Raw genomic sequence first — 15,288 nt, forward strand, 5'->3', positions numbered from 1 at the left:
GGAACAGGGAACAGGGAGTAGGGAACAGGGAACAAAAATTATCACAATTCCTACACGGATCCCTATAAATTTTTGATAGCTGTGTGAAGTAACGATTACCAAGACTGCCTAACCAATCCCAGATTACTCTTCTCATGCTCAGACTGGGGAGGATTACCAGCAGATTGCCGGTAGGAGTAACTGTTACCATGCTTGTTATTAACAAAATTTGCCACCACCCCAGCTAAAGTACACTGATTGCTCCGTAAAATCTCCAAGGAACGGGTAATATCATCATGGGTACTGCATTCCATGCCAGCAACAAAGATAATTCCATCCACATAACTGCCTACACTTTGGGTATCAGCAACCCCTACCACAGCAGGAGTATCGATTAGCACATAATCATAAGTCTGTCGCCACTCATCAAATAGCTGCTTCATTTTCTGGGAATTCAACAGCGCCACTGGATTAGGAGGAGTAGGACCAGAACTGATTAGATCAAGACTTTCAGTCTTTCCTGTCTGAACGAGGGAATACCAAGGACGGTCACTGGTAAGAGCTGTACTTAGTCCCCCATGGTTTGGCAATCCTGCCAATAGATGTAACGTTGGTTGACGCAAATCCCCATCGACTACTAAAACTCGCTGTCCCAATTCAGCTAAAACAGCTCCTAAATGATAGGTAATCGTTGTCTTACCTTCAGAGGGCATTGCAGAAGTGAAAGCCAAAACCTTGATCCTGTTTGTAGCTGCACCAAGATAGCGTAAATTCATGGCTAGAGAGCGCAAGGATTCTGTAAATGCTGACTGCTGATCACTCGATAATCTTCTTTGTTCTTCGATTCGAGCACCGACTATATGTCCCCGGATACGGGGAATAGTTCCTAATAAAGATAGCCCCGTTAGTTGCTTTAAATCTTCGACCTGTTTTACCTTCTGGTCTAAACGCTCCAGCAGGAATGCCGCTCCTACCCCAGACAATCCTCCCATAAGTAAAGCCAAAATCAAATTCAGTTTGATATTGGGAGAAATAGGATCTTCTGGTAGGTAAGGAGACTCAAGAATCTCCCAAGGGGCAATTTCTTGAGCTTCAGCAATCTGTAACTCTTGCCGTTTTTCTAGTAAGTTATTGACTGCTTGGGATCTAACTTCTAACTGACGCTGTAGCTCGGTATACACTTGCTGGAGTTGGGGAATTTGCTGAAACTGAGCTGCCACTTCAGTTTGAGCTTTACGAATAGCCTCTAGCTGGTTTTCCTGAGCGGCAAATCCTGTCTCTAGAGCAAGTAATTGATTAGTTAGTGTTTGGCGAGTTTCCCCGTATCCCACTACCTGGTTAATATCAATTTGTGAGCTTGCTGACCCCAGGATGCTTTGGGTACGCTTCTGCAATAGATTCTGTATTTGGTTACGCTTCAGTTGTAAGCTTTCCACCGCAGGATGATTATCCTGGAAACGAGTTAGCTCTAGAGCCAGCTCGGATTCTAGTTCTGTCAGTTGATTAGCTAAGTTTTTATAGTAAGGATCTTGGCTGAGAACCGAATTTGCTAAAGCTGCTTGGGGTTGTTGACCTGCTTCTTGTAGCTGTTGGCGTAATTCCTGTAACTGTCGCTGAGTCTGACTCAGAGCAATTTCTACTTCCTGCTCCTGTTGCACAAGAGATTGCTTGAGTTCAGATACCTGAAGAGCATAAGCTTCTGGTTCCACAATACCATAGCGTTCTCGAAAGCTACGCAGAATTGATGTGGTTGCATTTAGGGCTTGTTGTGCTTTCGGTAGTTGCTCATCAATAAACTGAATTGCATTGGTTGCCTGGGAGCGCTGCCGCTCTATACTGTAATCGACATAGGTATAACTGAGAGCTTCTAGTACTTTTTGAGCCCTTTGGGGATTTGTGTCTTGGTATGAAACGATCAGTACATCAGCATCCCCTACCTGACGAATCGACATGTTTTCGATTACTTCTTTAACAGACAGTTTGTCAAAAGAGCTTTCTGGGGGGCTAATTGCCTTAGCAACCAAAGAGCGACTTTTAAGAATCTCAATTTCGGTAGATAAATTTTCCTTATTTTTAGGTTTTTCTGTTTCTTGTAACCCACCAACATCAGGCACGGAAGCTTCCCGATACATTAGGATCAGCATCTCTGACTCATATTCAGGGGTCTTGAGAAAAGTCGCTGCTGCCCCCCCTGCAAAAACTGTCGTTCCCACTGCTAATGCCGTTTTCCAAAACCGAAGCAGAATCGACCCCAGTTTAAATAGGTTAATCTCCTCTTGTCCGGTCTCAACACTCTCAGTCTTTACTTCCATGCTCATGTTCTGTTAAGTAGTTCTGGTGAGCGAGAACTATTCTATCTAGAGTGAAAAAGAATTTCACTTGAGTAAACGCTGATTAATACTACAAGTGCTAACTAGATAATCAGGAAAATTAATACCCCACTTTCCGCACTTGAGCTTGTAGCATCAAGTAGTTATGGCCAAAAGCTTTCCATTACAAAGGCTATAGTCATCATGAGTAAGTTGTTGTGCATTTAAATTAGATATTATTTAGTTACAAAAAAAAACCGTCAAACCCTATATACCTGGGCATTGCTGATTCTTGGTATGATTCCCAATAGCATTTATATTTGAGTGGTAATCATCAATAAAACCAACAAAATGTTGAGGTAAATAACTAACTAAAAAAAACGTTATTATTTTGATATAAAACCAATCTCTCGATTATTAATACACCTTCAAAACTCTAAATCCGGATAGTTATCAAAAATTGAATAGCTACTGGATTTAGAAAGCGATAACACTAGTGTGTGAATAGTTTGTGAATTACTTTCAACTTAAAAAAGCGTGAAATTATTTCCAGACAAATTTTTCAGAAAACTATGAAGACTACCGAAAGCACCGGACATGATATTAGATCATTTCCGGTTAATCACTTCCCAACCCAAATAGTCCCTAAATTTTTGGTAAGCTGTCGCGCATTTAAACGACCTTGTCTTGATGCACACCTAACTACCTGTTTGTGGATGGTGGTAGCGCTAATCCAAACGGCATTGCTGAATCTTCGAATGAATATGAGTGGGGTGGGCATCCTGCCTGCCCGGAAATGAAACGGGCAAGATGCCCATGGCACCACAGCCAAGATGCCCATGGCACCACAGCCAAGATGCCTGTTCTACCAAGATGCCCATTCCACCACGGGCAAGATGCCCATAGCACCACAGGCAAGATGCCTGTTCTACTATTATCCCCTGTTCCCTGTTCTCTGTTCCCTATTCCCTACTTCTGCAAGAAATCTATTCTATACCAATTGGAAATCGTCACCACTCAATTGATCTAGATGCACATCCTCAATCACAAGGGTTCCACCAGTCTTAGGAGAAAGAACAACACCCTTGTCACTGTCAGATAGGATACCAGATTTTACTGCTCTATGAAACCACTGTTGAGGATCAATGGCACCAAAGCCCTTCAATTTAATCAGATCTGCACCAATTTCAAAGTCCTCGATCACATCCACGTCACCATGGCGGAAGCTACTGCCCTTAGTGAACAAAAACTGATCATGACCAGCACCACCAACTAACGTATCACTACCACGACCACCATTAATCCTGTCATCACCACCACCACCAGTGATGTGGTCATTACCACGACCACCCACTAAACGATCCTTACCACCACCACCATTAATCGTGTCATTACCACGACCACCATTAATCGTGTCACGACCAGTGCCACCATCAAGCACATCCTTACCAGCACCCCCTTTAATTACATCCTTGCCTCCATCCCCGGAGAGGGTATCATTACCACCACGACCGACAATAGTATCGTTACCCTTTCCACCACTAATGTGGTCATTACGACGAGTACCAATCAGTTTGTCATCCCCTGGGGTACCGGTTGACCCTGGTTTAACTGGCACCAGACCAGCATCCCATACCAATTGGTCAATCCCTTCTGGCAAGAATCGAGTGATCGGACCGATAGTAACACGACCGGTATTGGGATCAACATCACTATCTATGGGACTATCGGTATCAATAAACTGTCGTGGGTCATTATCTTGGGTAGTAAAAGTAAACCCTTCCGGTGCAACGAATTCCAGGGTATAACGAGTAGAAAGGTCATCCGGGATATTCTCAAATAGATAGAAACCAGGATTCTCATTATTATCATCATTCGTAGTAGTTGTCTGGATTAGGTTACCGTTGATGTCGAAGAGATTAACAGTAACGCCATTGACACCATTTTCAGGAGGCTCATTTTGGAGACCATCTCTGTTGCTGTCTAACCAAACATAATTGCCAATAGAACCAGTAGGATCATTCGGATTTGGTTCTGGTAGTGGTACCGGAGTAGGCAATGGGTTTGGGTGTGAATTGGAATTGTCGCTATCGTTGATTACTATCATGGTTACTTTCCTATTAATGAAATGTATGTTTATAGGGAATAGGGAATAGGGAGTAGGGAACAGGGAACAGGGAACAGGGAACAGTTACGTAGGGTGCGTTAGGAACCGGCTCGCCCTCATTTTTTCGGTTCCCACTATTGGGACAGCCGGTTCCGTAACGCACCACCGGGTCTGATTAGGCTAGAAACCCCTATATCAAATAAGTAATCAATCAGACTTGAGATGTTGCTAATCCCAGACCTATCTAAAAAATGGAACAATAGGCTCAATCTGTCCCGCCATTTTGGCCATAGTTGCAAAACGTTACAAATTGAGTTCTGATGTAGATATGATGTAGGGTGGGCAGTGGTTTATTAAGGGATAGTAATAGTTGAAAATCGGATAGAGCACTGCCCACCAGAGCCAGATATACATGTAGGGTGGGCATAAATAAAGATGTAGGGTGGGCAGTGCTTTTTCAAGGGATAGTAATAGTTGAAAATCGGATAGAGCACTGCCCACCAGAGCCAGATATACATGTAGGGTGGGCATAAATAAAGATGTAGGGTGGGCAGTGGTTTATTAAGGGATAGTAATAGTTGAAAATCGGATAGAGCACTGCCCACCAGCCAGATATACATGTAGGGTGGGCAGTGCTCTATCCGATAGAGCACTGCCCACCCTACGATTAATTTTATTAAAACTAATTAAATCCCTGTTGGTGGGCAGTGCATATCCAACCGATTCCGATCGGATTTTATTGGTTTAATCCACTGCCCACCCTACGATTAATTTTATTAAAACTGTTGGTGGGCAGTGCATATCCAACCGATTCCGATCCGATTTTATTGGTCTCGTCCACTGCCCACCCTACGATTAATTTTATTAAAACTGTTGGTGGGCAGTGCATATCCAACCGATTCCGATCGGATTTTATTGGTCTCGTCCACTGCCCACCCTACGATTAATTTTATTAAAACTGTTGGTGGGCAGTGCATATCCAACCGATTCCGATCCGATTTTATTGGTTTCATCCACTGCCCACCCTACGATTAATCGTCGCTATTTGGTAATAAAAAAAAATTCCTAAACCCCTTGACCAGAGATTAATAAATTGATATATTAATAATGTAAGCGTTTTAAACCAATAACGATTCATGAGTACAAACTTTCCTTCAAACCCTGATGACAATCAAAACCCTGAAAACCAAGGTCGCAAAGCTAAGAAAGCCAAGCACATCTTGGTCGGTTCTCCTGAACAAGTTCGGAAAACAATTCTTACCATCTATTCTCTTAAATACGCTTATCCCGACGAGTGGAGCACTCCCGAACCTACCGGAAATCCTGGTGAGGTTATGGTGACTTTGATTCGATATTTTTACGTAGATTAGGATAGTAAATTGCCAGGGCGTCGCCCTGGCGACCAGGAATGAAGAATGAAGAATGAAGAATGAAGAATGAAGAATGAACGTTTTTTTGGGGAGGGGTATAAATCAGCAAGCCGTCAGCGGTCAGCCGTCAGCTTATTTTATTCAAAAGCACCGATTGCGCTACGCGCAGGCTAAGCCTTTGGCTGATACGCGACACGCTGATAGCTGACTAACTCGGGAATAATGTACAATTAATCAGGAGTTATATGGTTTAAGTGCAGCTTAGCTGTACGTTTTGAGGTTTACACAATATAATTCGGTCAAGTATTAGAGTTTATCTGAGCTTGACCGAATTTTTTTATTAATTGCTATACTTATAGAAGTTATTAATGGGAGTTTTGATCCCCCCTAACCCCCCTTAAAAAAAGGGGGGAAAAGAGTAGGCGTATGGTGCGTTAGGGACGGGCTCGGCCTCATTTTATCGGTAGTTAATCTTGGAAGAGTCCGTCCTGTAACGCACCACCATATCAAACTGATAGCTGACCGCTGAGCACTGATAGCTAATAGCTGAATAAATAAAAATGGACGAAGAAAGACTACAAGCATACCTCAACTTGATCCAGCAACTGCTAACTTGTCCCAGCGGTGAAGAAATCCAAATTATTGAGAGCAACCGCGAGTTAGTGGATGCAGAGTTATTGCAGGTAATGGCACAAGAAGCAGAAAAACTAGCAGCAGATGGCAACCAAAATGCTGCTGAATTTTTAGGTAGTCTCAGGAGTGACCTTTTAGAGAGAATTTCAGAATCCCCTACCTTAGTTAATGCTTCAGACCAAGACTATCTAGAATTTTTTAAAGAGGTATTGCTAGCAACTAGCGAAAGCAATAGTGATCCGAAAGTAGTCTATCCACTCCTGGAAGCAAACCTAGACAAACTCGATCATAACTTTATCGATATCTTACAAACCTGGGCAAGTTCTAAACTCTCAGAAGCGGAGCCAAAAATAGCAAAAATTATGGCTACAGTTATTGGTGAATTTAGCAACTTTATTAGCGATTTTACACTAGGGAAGAAAGCCAATAACATGGAAATTGCTATTGCTGGTTACGAAACGATACTAACAGTGTTTACTAATCAGAGTAAGCCGGAAAATTTGGCAAACCTTCACCATAACCTGGGCATTGCCTACATTAACAGAATCAATGGAGACAAAGCTGATAATTTAGAACTGGCCATAGAAGCATACCAACTAGCTTTATCCGTTTGGACTAAACCAGACTTTCCCGAAAATTGGGCAATAACTCAATATAACCTGGGCATTGCCTACAGAAACAGAATCAATGGAGATAAAGCTGATAATCTAGAACTGGCCATAGAAGCATACCAACTAGCTTTATCCGTTCGTACTAAACCAGACTTCCCTGAAGATTGGGCAAACACTCAATATAACCTGGGCATTGCCTACAGTAACAGAATCAATGGAGACAAAGCTGATAATTTAGAACTGGCCATAGAAGCATACCAACTAGCTTTATCCGTTCGTACTAAACCAGACTTTCCTGAAAATTGGGCAAACACTCAAAATAACCTGGGTATTGCCTACATTTACAGAATCCGTGGAGATAAGGCGGATAATCTCGAACATGCTATCGAAGCATACCAACTAGCTTTATCCGTTCTTACTAAACCAGACTTTCCTGAAAATTGGGCAAACACTCAATATAACCTGGGCTATGCCTACGGTAACAGAATCCGTGGAAATAGGCCTGATAATCTCGAACTTGCTATAGAAGCATTCCAACTAGCTTTGGAAGTTATCACCAAACAAGACTTCCCCGAAGATTGGGCAATTGTTCAAAATAACCTGGGTAATGTCTACAGTAAGCGAATACTCGGAAATAGTGCAGAAAATCTGAAAAATGCGATCGCATCCTATCAAAATGCTTCAGAAATCTACACCCGTGAAGCGTTTCCCGAAGATTGGGCAGACGTTCAAACTAATATTGGTAAACTACTGGTTCAGCGAGGAAGCTGGTATGATGGATTATCCCGTTTAGAGCAAAGTCTGGCTATCTATCGCCAAACCGAAAACCTAGAAGCCCGTGCAGATGCAATATACCACATTGCCCGCACCCATCATTTAATGATGAACCTAGACAAAGCCCGCATCCATTACCGGGACGCTCTGCGCATCTACGACTATATCAAAAATCAAGAAGGAATAGCTGCCTGCAAAACGGGATTAGGGAGACTAATGATTTCCCTTGGATTTATCGACGATGCTAGACAAGAATTAACCCAGGCTTGTGATATTTATCATAAACTTAAGGATAACCAAAAAATTGATAATATTCAAGAAATATTCCAACTATTAGCAAAATCAAAGATAAACAAATTAAAAAAATTAAACCCAAGCCATAGCCATGAGTGAAGCTGATAAACTTTGGAAGAAAACAAAACAAAATTTTGCTAACTGGAATCTTGAAGAAATTCCTTTTTCTGAAAGTGCTTCCAGCTTGCAGTCAAACCTAGAGCAAGTTTTTACAGGTCGCACCCAGGAGTTAAGCAAGATATTTAACTTATTGCAGGGTCGTGAACGGAAGCGGATATTAGTCTATGGTCCCGTTGGTATTGGTAAAACAGCATTTATTTTAGAAGTATTGGGAGTTTTACAGCGGAACACCGAAGATACTCTCGCTACCTATATCAGTCTACCCTTTGAAACTGATTTAGCAACCGCTGCTTTGATTGCCCTAGCTCGACATATGCCAGAGGATGAGTGGGCGCAACAACTGTTAAACAACATGGGATTGATGAGTGAATCGACTCGCAAAACCAAGACCAAGTTAGAGGGAAAATTTGCCGGGTTTGGGGGAAGCATTGAAGCGGAATCCAAACCGGTTAATGCTCCGAAGTTTCCCACCCTCACCTTTCAAGACTTATTGGAAAGGGCGCTGGAAAAGTATAGTCGTGTGGTGATTGCTATCGATGATTTAGATAAACAAGACCCAGACCGAGTGCGTCAACTATTGCACAATGCTCAAGGCATGCTCAAAGGTGATGCTTGGTTTATTTTGACTGGTCATCCTTCCGGGTTGACTCAGGAGCTTTTGATCGGTGAACGAGGATTATTTGATTTAGCCTTAGAGATTAAAGCATTAGACCAAACCACTACTTATCAAATGTTAATTAACTATCTTGCTAGCGCCCGGATTAGAGAAACTAGTAAAGACCCAATTAATCCTGATAGCGTTTATCCCTTCACTCTAGAAACTGCTAACAATTTGTGTGAACGTTCCGAGGGGATACCCCGTTGGTTTAATCGCATTGGTAGTTATGTATTACTGAAAGCAGCGGAACTGAAAGCAGACAAGATTACACCAGACGTCTTTCAGCAAGGTTTAGAAGATGTCAGTCAACAACTGCGCATTCATGCAAAATTGAGTGCTGAAGATTATTATGTGCTTGAGTTAGTTTTAGAAAAAGGGGTGCTATCCGATGAAAACATAACCATGGATGAACTCAAGCGTATGAAAGTTCAAGAGTTTAGTCAAATTTTACCGATTTTAGATAAATTAATCCAATTTGACTTAGTGCGTCGTTTACCTACGGATAAAGCAGCGGAATATCAAGGAAATCCTTTACTTTTGCCTCCTTCAGAGCAGTCAGATGAAGAAGAATGAAGAATTTAGAATTTAGAATTTAGAATTTAGAATTTAGAATTTAGAAATGAGTAGTTACGTAGGGTGCGTTAGGGGCGGAAAGCCTCTGATTTTTGGCCTCAACGCCCGGATCGGGATAATCCGCCCCGTACGCACCACCTTTGGGGGAGCCCTCTGAGCTGACCGCTGACCGCTGACCGCTGACCGCTGACCGCTGCATGCTTACAGCTCCTACATCTATTGAGCGAGAAAACCTCCATCTACAGCTAAAAATTCTCCTGTAATAAAAGATGCTTTATCTGAACACAGAAAAACTACAGCATTGGCAACTTCTTCTTCTCTGCCTACTCGACCCATAGGATGTTTTTTAATAAACTCTTGATAGAAAGGAATAGGGAAGAAAGGACGAGCCATGTCTGTGTCAATTACACCGGGACATACGGCATTAACACGAATGTTAGACTGTGCCACCTCTAAAGCCGCTGTTTTAGTTAAGCCCAATACTGCGTGTTTACTAGCGGTATAAAGAGATATTGGTGCTAAAGCAACCAAACCTAGAATAGAAGCACAATTAACAATTGCTCCCCCTCCATGATTTAACATATAGGATAGTTCGTATTTCAGAGATAAAAATACCCCTTTAACATTGACATTAAAGACTTGGTCATAATTTTCTACTGTTTCTTCAGTAATTGGATTTCCTACAGCGAAACCAGCATTATTAAAAGCACAATCAAGATGACCATAGATTTCAACGGTTTTTTCGACTAAATTCTTAACCTGTTCTTCTTGAGTGACATCAGTTTGGATAAAAATACCTTCTCCACCTACTTTTTTGATTAAATCAACCGTTTCTTCTCCTTCTTTACTTCGACGGGCAGCAACCACAACTTTTGCACCTTCTTTGGCAAAGGCGATCGCCGTTGCTCGACCAATACCAGAACTAGCACCAGTAATTAATGCAACTTTATTTTTTAGTTCTTCCATTGTTGATATCTCAGGCAGGATAAGCGTGTCTAAAATACTATTTATAAAATACTATTATATAAGTAACAACCAAAGGAAGCAACTCAAAGTTGCAGAACAGATCAACTATGTACCATCAGAGCAAGCTTAAACCAATGAGGGGGCTAAAGATTTAGTACAAATGTTCTGCATAAGTTACATGCTCCCACAACCAAGACAGCTGAAGGCTGACAGCTGACCCAGGGGTAATAAACAATGGACAAACAAAGAAAACAAGCATACCTCAACTTGCTCCACCAACTCCTAACTTGTCCCAAGGGCAAAGAAGTCCAACTTCTTAATAGCAACCGCGAGTTAGTGGATGCGGAATTCTTACAGGTAATGGCACAATCAGCAGACTATCTGACAGCAAAGGGTCAGCAAAATGCTGCTAACTTTTTACGGCGGATCAGGAGTAAGCTTTTAAAGGGTCTGGCAATTTCAGAAACCCTTACTTCAGCTAAGGCTTCATCGGAAGATTATCAGCAATTCTTAGAGGAAGTATTGCTAGCAATCGCTAACAGCAAAGGCGACCGCGAAGTAGTCTACCAACTACTGGTAGCAAACCTAGACAAACTCGATCATAATTTTATCAATATCCTGCAAACCTGGGCAACTGCTAAACTCTCAGAAGCGGAACCAGAAACAGCAACAGAAATAGCTAATACTATCTGGGAATTCAGCACCATAATCAGCGATTTTCCACTGGGTAATCAAGCCAATAATAGGGAAATCGCCATTACCGGTTACCAAACCATGCTAACGGTTTTTACTAATCACAGTAACTCGGAAATTTGGGCAGCTATTCAAAACAACCTGGGCAATGCCTACTGTGACAGAATCCGTGGCAATCGGGCTAATAATCTCGAAAAAGCCATAGATGCATACCAAATAGCCTTGGAGGTTTATACCAAATCAGACTTCCCGGAAGATTGGGCAAGTACTCAAAACAACCTGGGCATCGCTTACTGTGAAAGAATCCGTGGAGACCGGGCTGATAATCTCGAAATTGCTATTAAAGCATTCCAACTAGCATTAGAAATTCGCACTAAACTAGACTTGCCCGAAGATTGGGCAATGACTCACTATAACCTGGGCAATGCCTACTGTGAAAGAATCCGTGGCAATCGGGCTGATAATCTCGAAGAAGCCATAGAAGTATACCAACGAGCATTAGAAGTTCGCACCAAACCAGATTTCCCCGAAGATTGGGCAAGTACTCACAACAACCTGGGCATCGCCTATAGTGACAGAATCCGTGGAGACCGGGCTGATAACCTTGAAATTGCTATTGCCCAATACCAACTAGCCTTGGAGGTTTATACCAAACCAGACTTCCCCGAAGAGTGGGCAAGGACCCTATATAACCTGGGTAATGCTTACAGCAACAGAATAGTAGGAGAGACTACAGAGAATCTGGAAAATGCGATCGCATGCTATGAAAATGCCTCAGAAATCTTTACCCGTGACGACTTTCCCGAAGATTGGGAAAACATTCAACGTCATATTGCTAGACTACTGATTGAGCTAAGAAACTGATATACCTTAAAATACCACAAGTCATGGTTCGGTCACAATGGAACAGCAACTAAGCTTGCGATTATTTGATTTTTCCTCTGCTGTCGGAAGCTTTGCAGCAAAGAGTAGTGAGGAACGAGGAGCAATTTTTACCCGACGTGAGGTTGTAGAGTTTATTCTTGACCTGACAGGTTATACCGTAGATCGCCCTTTGCCAGACTATCGGATACTTGAACCCTCGATTGGTGAAGGTGACTTTCTTGTTCCGATTGTAGAGCGACTGTTAACTGCTTATGGTGCTCATGATTCTAATCAAGTCAGACTAGTTGATAGTCTCCACAATTCTATTCGTGCAGTTGAGATCAATCCTCAAAGCTTTGAAAATACCAGAATTAAACTTTTAAGGTTACTCCAGCACCATGGAATTAATCAAGATGACGCCTATCAATTGCTAACATCCTGGCTGATTGAAGGTGACTTCCTACTTGTAGATTTACCAGGTTCATTTACTCATGCAGTTGGCAATCCGCCTTATGTTCGGCAAGAGCTGATTCCGGATATTCTCTTGGCCGAGTATCGAGCCAGATATAACACTATATATGATCGAGCAGATTTATATGTCCCTTTTATTGAACGTGCCCTAAGTAGTTTGGAACCTGGAGGGGTTTTAGGTTTTATTTGTGCCAATCAATGGCTAAAGAATAAATACGGTAAGCTACTACGAGCAATGGTTTCTGATCATTATCATCTTGCTTACTATATTGATATGGTCGATACTCAAGCGTTTCGCACTGAAGTTAGTGCTTATCCTGCCATTACAGTCATCAAGTGCCAAAAATCCGAAGTTGTTCGAGTTGCTCATCGACCATTAGTTGAATACAACACACTTAAGAAACTAGCACAAAATTTTTGTGCTGACTCTATTTCACCGGAAAGTGGTATCATCGAGCTTAGGGGTGTCACAAATGGTTCAAAACCATGGATTCTAGATTCTGTTAAAGAACTTATGGTGGTTCGTCGCCTGGAAGAAGACTTTCCTAGTTTAGAAGACGTTGGTTGTAAGGTAGGCATTGGTGTAGCGACCGGAGCAGATAAAGTTTACATTGGGCCCTTTGAAAAACTGGAGGTTGAACCCGATAGAAAATTGCCTTTAGTCAAGACACAAGATATTAAAACTGGTATTATCAAGTGGGGTGGCCTTGGTGTTATCAACCCATTTCACGACAATGGTTCTTTAGTTGAACTTGAAAATTATCCCAAGCTGGCAAGTTACCTTGCCCAACATTCCGATACAATTTTGAAACGGAACTGTGCCAAGAAAAATCCCAAGAATTGGTACAGAACAATTGATAGAATTTATCCCAGCCTGACCGCTTACCCTAAACTGCTAATTCCTGATATTAAATCCAAAGCACATATTGTCTATGAAGATGGAAAATTATACCCCCATCATAACCTTTATTTCATTACTTCACAAGAGTGGGACTTAAAGGCACTTCAAACAGTTCTCAAATCAGGTATAGCTAAACTATTTGTATCTATTTACTCAACTCAGCTCAGGGGAGGGTATCTTCGCTTTCAAGCACAATACTTGCGGCGAATCAGACTTCCTCAGTGGCAAAGTATTTCAGAGAATCTTCAAAGAATGCTAATAGAAGCAGCAAACACAGGAGATCTTAACCTTGGAAACTATGCAGTGTCTGAAATTTATGGATTGACACCAAAGGAGCGAGCTGTGATTAGAGATAACCAGATCTAAATAAGCAATGAGTATCCTATGCTATAATATATAAAAACCATTACAAGATTTTTCATAAATTAATATGTCAGTTACTTGGTCAAATTGGAGGGGTAATGTTTCTTGCAACCCCAAAAGTATTGTCGAGCCGTCTTCTAACGAAGATCTCAGGAAAGTTCTTGCCATGGCTCGAACCGAAAGGATGAAAGTTAAGGTTGTTGGTTCGGGACACTCATGGTCAGAAGCTGCATGCACCGATGGTGTTCTTGTATCCTTGAAGCGACTAAACCGAGTAATCGAGCTAGACCGAGAACGGGGCACCGTTACTGTCGAGCCAGGAATAACACTAAACAGCTTGAATCAATACCTAGACCAACACGGCATGGCCTTGGAAAACCTGGGAGCAATTACAAAGCAGACTATTTCTGGTGCCATAGCAATGGCTACCCATGGAACAGGAGACAAGAATGGCTCACTGGCCAGTGCAGTGGTCGAGCTGGAGCTAATGAAAGCATCCGGGGAAGTTGTCCGCTACCAACAAGATAATCCCACATTTTATGGAGTATGTGTCAACTTGGGTGCCCTTGGTATTATTACTAGATTAACGCTTCGTTGTGTACCTACATTCTTCTTGCGAGATGTTCAACAACCGATGTTAACTTCCGTGCTCAGAAAAGAAATAGACACACTAGTTAAAGAAAACGATCATTTCCAATTCTTTGAATTTCCCCACACCTCACGCTCCTATTGGTTTAAGTTTAATAAAATGGATGAGCCGGTTACTCCCATGCCATTCTGGAGACAATTCCTAGACGACCTATCTAGAACTATATCTAGATCCGGCAATGGAATCGGTGACTGGATTACCAGAAATTTTCCTGCTCTAATTCCTATCATCTTTAGAGTAGCTTTTTTTACTAATCTACGGGGATTAAACCGTTGGGATAAGAGCTTTAAGATCCTCGCCTTTGAGAATATTAATTTCACCTATTCCGAGTTGGAGTATGCCATACCAAGGTCAGCTACAATCAAAGCTCTGGAGCAAATTCACGAGATGATAAAAAAACAGGGATTTAGGATAAACCTACCAATATCAGTTCGATTTGCTAGTTCCGAAGAGCATTGGTTAAGCCCACTGTATCAAAGAGAGTCTGCTTATATTAGCCTTAACTTATCAGGGTCAGATTTTAAGGTGATTGAAAACTATCACCGGGAAGCCGAAAAGATATTATTAGAGTATGGTGGCCGTCCCAACTGGGGCAAGCACTTTTATTCCAATCGGGAATATCTTCGCTCACAATACCCACGTTGGGATGACTTCGCTCTGCTTATGAAAGAATTTGATCCTGATCGACTTTTTTCTAACCCCTTCCTCGACCGCCTCTTCCCTTTTGATGTATGATTGGCTCAAATCGGTTGGGAGTTCGTTTCACAGCCGGGGTTTCTTCCATACTCTCTAATATCATTTCGGGATAATTACCCTTAATAAAAATGTAAGCATTCAGCCGTCAGCTATCAGCTTTCAGCTGTCAGCTTTCAGCTTATCGGCTACGCGCATATGCTTACAAAATCTCGAACTATTAAATTCTCCCGTTTGAGGTTGATCTTAAGCTGACGGCT

Annotated in this window: 13 protein-coding genes; 8 read left to right on the top strand and 5 right to left on the bottom strand. The window is 42.0% G+C overall.

All coding sequences use genetic code 11. From position 1 onward, the window contains the following. Positions 1 to 95: 95 nt before the first annotated feature. Complete coding sequence (locus tag F6K64_RS31985) at positions 96 to 2,291, bottom strand: GumC family protein (RefSeq protein WP_287250614.1); 2,196 nt, start codon at positions 2,289 to 2,291, stop codon at positions 96 to 98. A 709-nt stretch (positions 2,292 to 3,000) separates the two neighbouring features. Here F6K64_RS31985 and F6K64_RS31990 point away from each other — a divergent pair. Continuing rightward, positions 3,001 to 3,318, top strand: a complete 318-nt coding sequence (locus F6K64_RS31990; RefSeq protein WP_131826893.1) for a hypothetical protein — start codon at positions 3,001 to 3,003, stop codon at positions 3,316 to 3,318. Here F6K64_RS31990 and F6K64_RS31995 read toward each other — a convergent pair. Both F6K64_RS31995 and F6K64_RS32000 read right to left on the bottom strand, forming a co-directional pair. Next, complete coding sequence (locus F6K64_RS31995; protein WP_008184960.1) at positions 3,280 to 4,395, bottom strand: SdrD B-like domain-containing protein; 1,116 nt, start codon at positions 4,393 to 4,395, stop codon at positions 3,280 to 3,282. The genes F6K64_RS31990 and F6K64_RS31995 overlap by 39 nt on opposite strands. 303 nt (positions 4,396 to 4,698) lie before the next feature. Next, complete coding sequence (locus F6K64_RS32000) at positions 4,699 to 4,926, bottom strand: hypothetical protein (RefSeq protein WP_287250611.1); 228 nt, start codon at positions 4,924 to 4,926, stop codon at positions 4,699 to 4,701. Positions 4,927 to 5,531: 605 nt separating this feature from the next. On the opposite strand from F6K64_RS32000, the gene F6K64_RS32005 reads away from it, so the two are divergent. The 4 genes from F6K64_RS32005 (at position 5,532) to F6K64_RS32020 (ending at position 9,428) form a co-directional block, all read left to right on the top strand. Beyond that, positions 5,532 to 5,765 carry a hypothetical protein gene (locus F6K64_RS32005; RefSeq protein WP_008184949.1) on the top strand — a complete coding sequence of 78 codons (234 nt, stop codon included), beginning with the start codon at positions 5,532 to 5,534 and terminating at the stop codon, positions 5,763 to 5,765. A 73-nt stretch (positions 5,766 to 5,838) separates the two neighbouring features. Beyond that, positions 5,839 to 5,973: a hypothetical protein gene (locus F6K64_RS32010; RefSeq protein ID WP_267872043.1), complete on the top strand. Its 135-nt coding sequence runs from the start codon at positions 5,839 to 5,841 to the stop codon at positions 5,971 to 5,973. A gap of 352 nt (positions 5,974 to 6,325) precedes the next feature. Next, positions 6,326 to 8,176, top strand: a complete 1,851-nt coding sequence (locus tag F6K64_RS32015; protein WP_287267498.1) for a tetratricopeptide repeat protein — start codon at positions 6,326 to 6,328, stop codon at positions 8,174 to 8,176. After that, entirely contained in the window at positions 8,169 to 9,428 is a 1,260-nt protein-coding gene (locus F6K64_RS32020; RefSeq protein ID WP_287267500.1) for an AAA family ATPase, read from the top strand. The genes F6K64_RS32015 and F6K64_RS32020 overlap by 8 nt, the downstream gene beginning before the upstream one ends. A gap of 40 nt (positions 9,429 to 9,468) precedes the next feature. On the opposite strand, the gene F6K64_RS32025 is transcribed toward F6K64_RS32020, so the two are convergent. Together F6K64_RS32025 and F6K64_RS32030 are read right to left on the bottom strand one after the other, a co-directional pair. Continuing rightward, positions 9,469 to 9,627 carry a hypothetical protein gene (locus tag F6K64_RS32025; protein WP_154659810.1) on the bottom strand — a complete coding sequence of 53 codons (159 nt, stop codon included), beginning with the start codon at positions 9,625 to 9,627 and terminating at the stop codon, positions 9,469 to 9,471. A 17-nt stretch (positions 9,628 to 9,644) separates the two neighbouring features. Further along, the gene (locus F6K64_RS32030; RefSeq protein WP_008184943.1) at positions 9,645 to 10,394 is read right to left on the bottom strand and encodes an SDR family oxidoreductase; all 750 of its coding nucleotides are present in this window, start codon (positions 10,392 to 10,394) and stop codon (positions 9,645 to 9,647) included. A 234-nt stretch (positions 10,395 to 10,628) separates the two neighbouring features. Between F6K64_RS32030 and F6K64_RS32035 the strand changes: the two genes are divergently transcribed. The 3 genes from F6K64_RS32035 to F6K64_RS32045 all read left to right on the top strand — a co-directional run bounded on the left by F6K64_RS32035 (position 10,629) and on the right by F6K64_RS32045 (position 15,070). Next, complete coding sequence (locus F6K64_RS32035) at positions 10,629 to 11,951, top strand: tetratricopeptide repeat protein (protein WP_287267502.1); 1,323 nt, start codon at positions 10,629 to 10,631, stop codon at positions 11,949 to 11,951. Between the two features lie 37 nt (positions 11,952 to 11,988). Continuing rightward, the gene (locus F6K64_RS32040; protein WP_008184939.1) at positions 11,989 to 13,689 is read left to right on the top strand and encodes an Eco57I restriction-modification methylase domain-containing protein; all 1,701 of its coding nucleotides are present in this window, start codon (positions 11,989 to 11,991) and stop codon (positions 13,687 to 13,689) included. A gap of 64 nt (positions 13,690 to 13,753) precedes the next feature. Further along, entirely contained in the window at positions 13,754 to 15,070 is a 1,317-nt protein-coding gene (locus F6K64_RS32045; RefSeq protein ID WP_008184937.1) for a D-arabinono-1,4-lactone oxidase, read from the top strand. The last annotated feature ends 218 nt before the right edge of the window (positions 15,071 to 15,288 follow it).

The sequence above is a fragment of the Moorena sp. SIO3A2 genome, assembly GCF_010672265.1.
In the GTDB taxonomy this organism is placed as follows: domain Bacteria; phylum Cyanobacteriota; class Cyanobacteriia; order Cyanobacteriales; family Coleofasciculaceae; genus Moorena; species Moorena producens.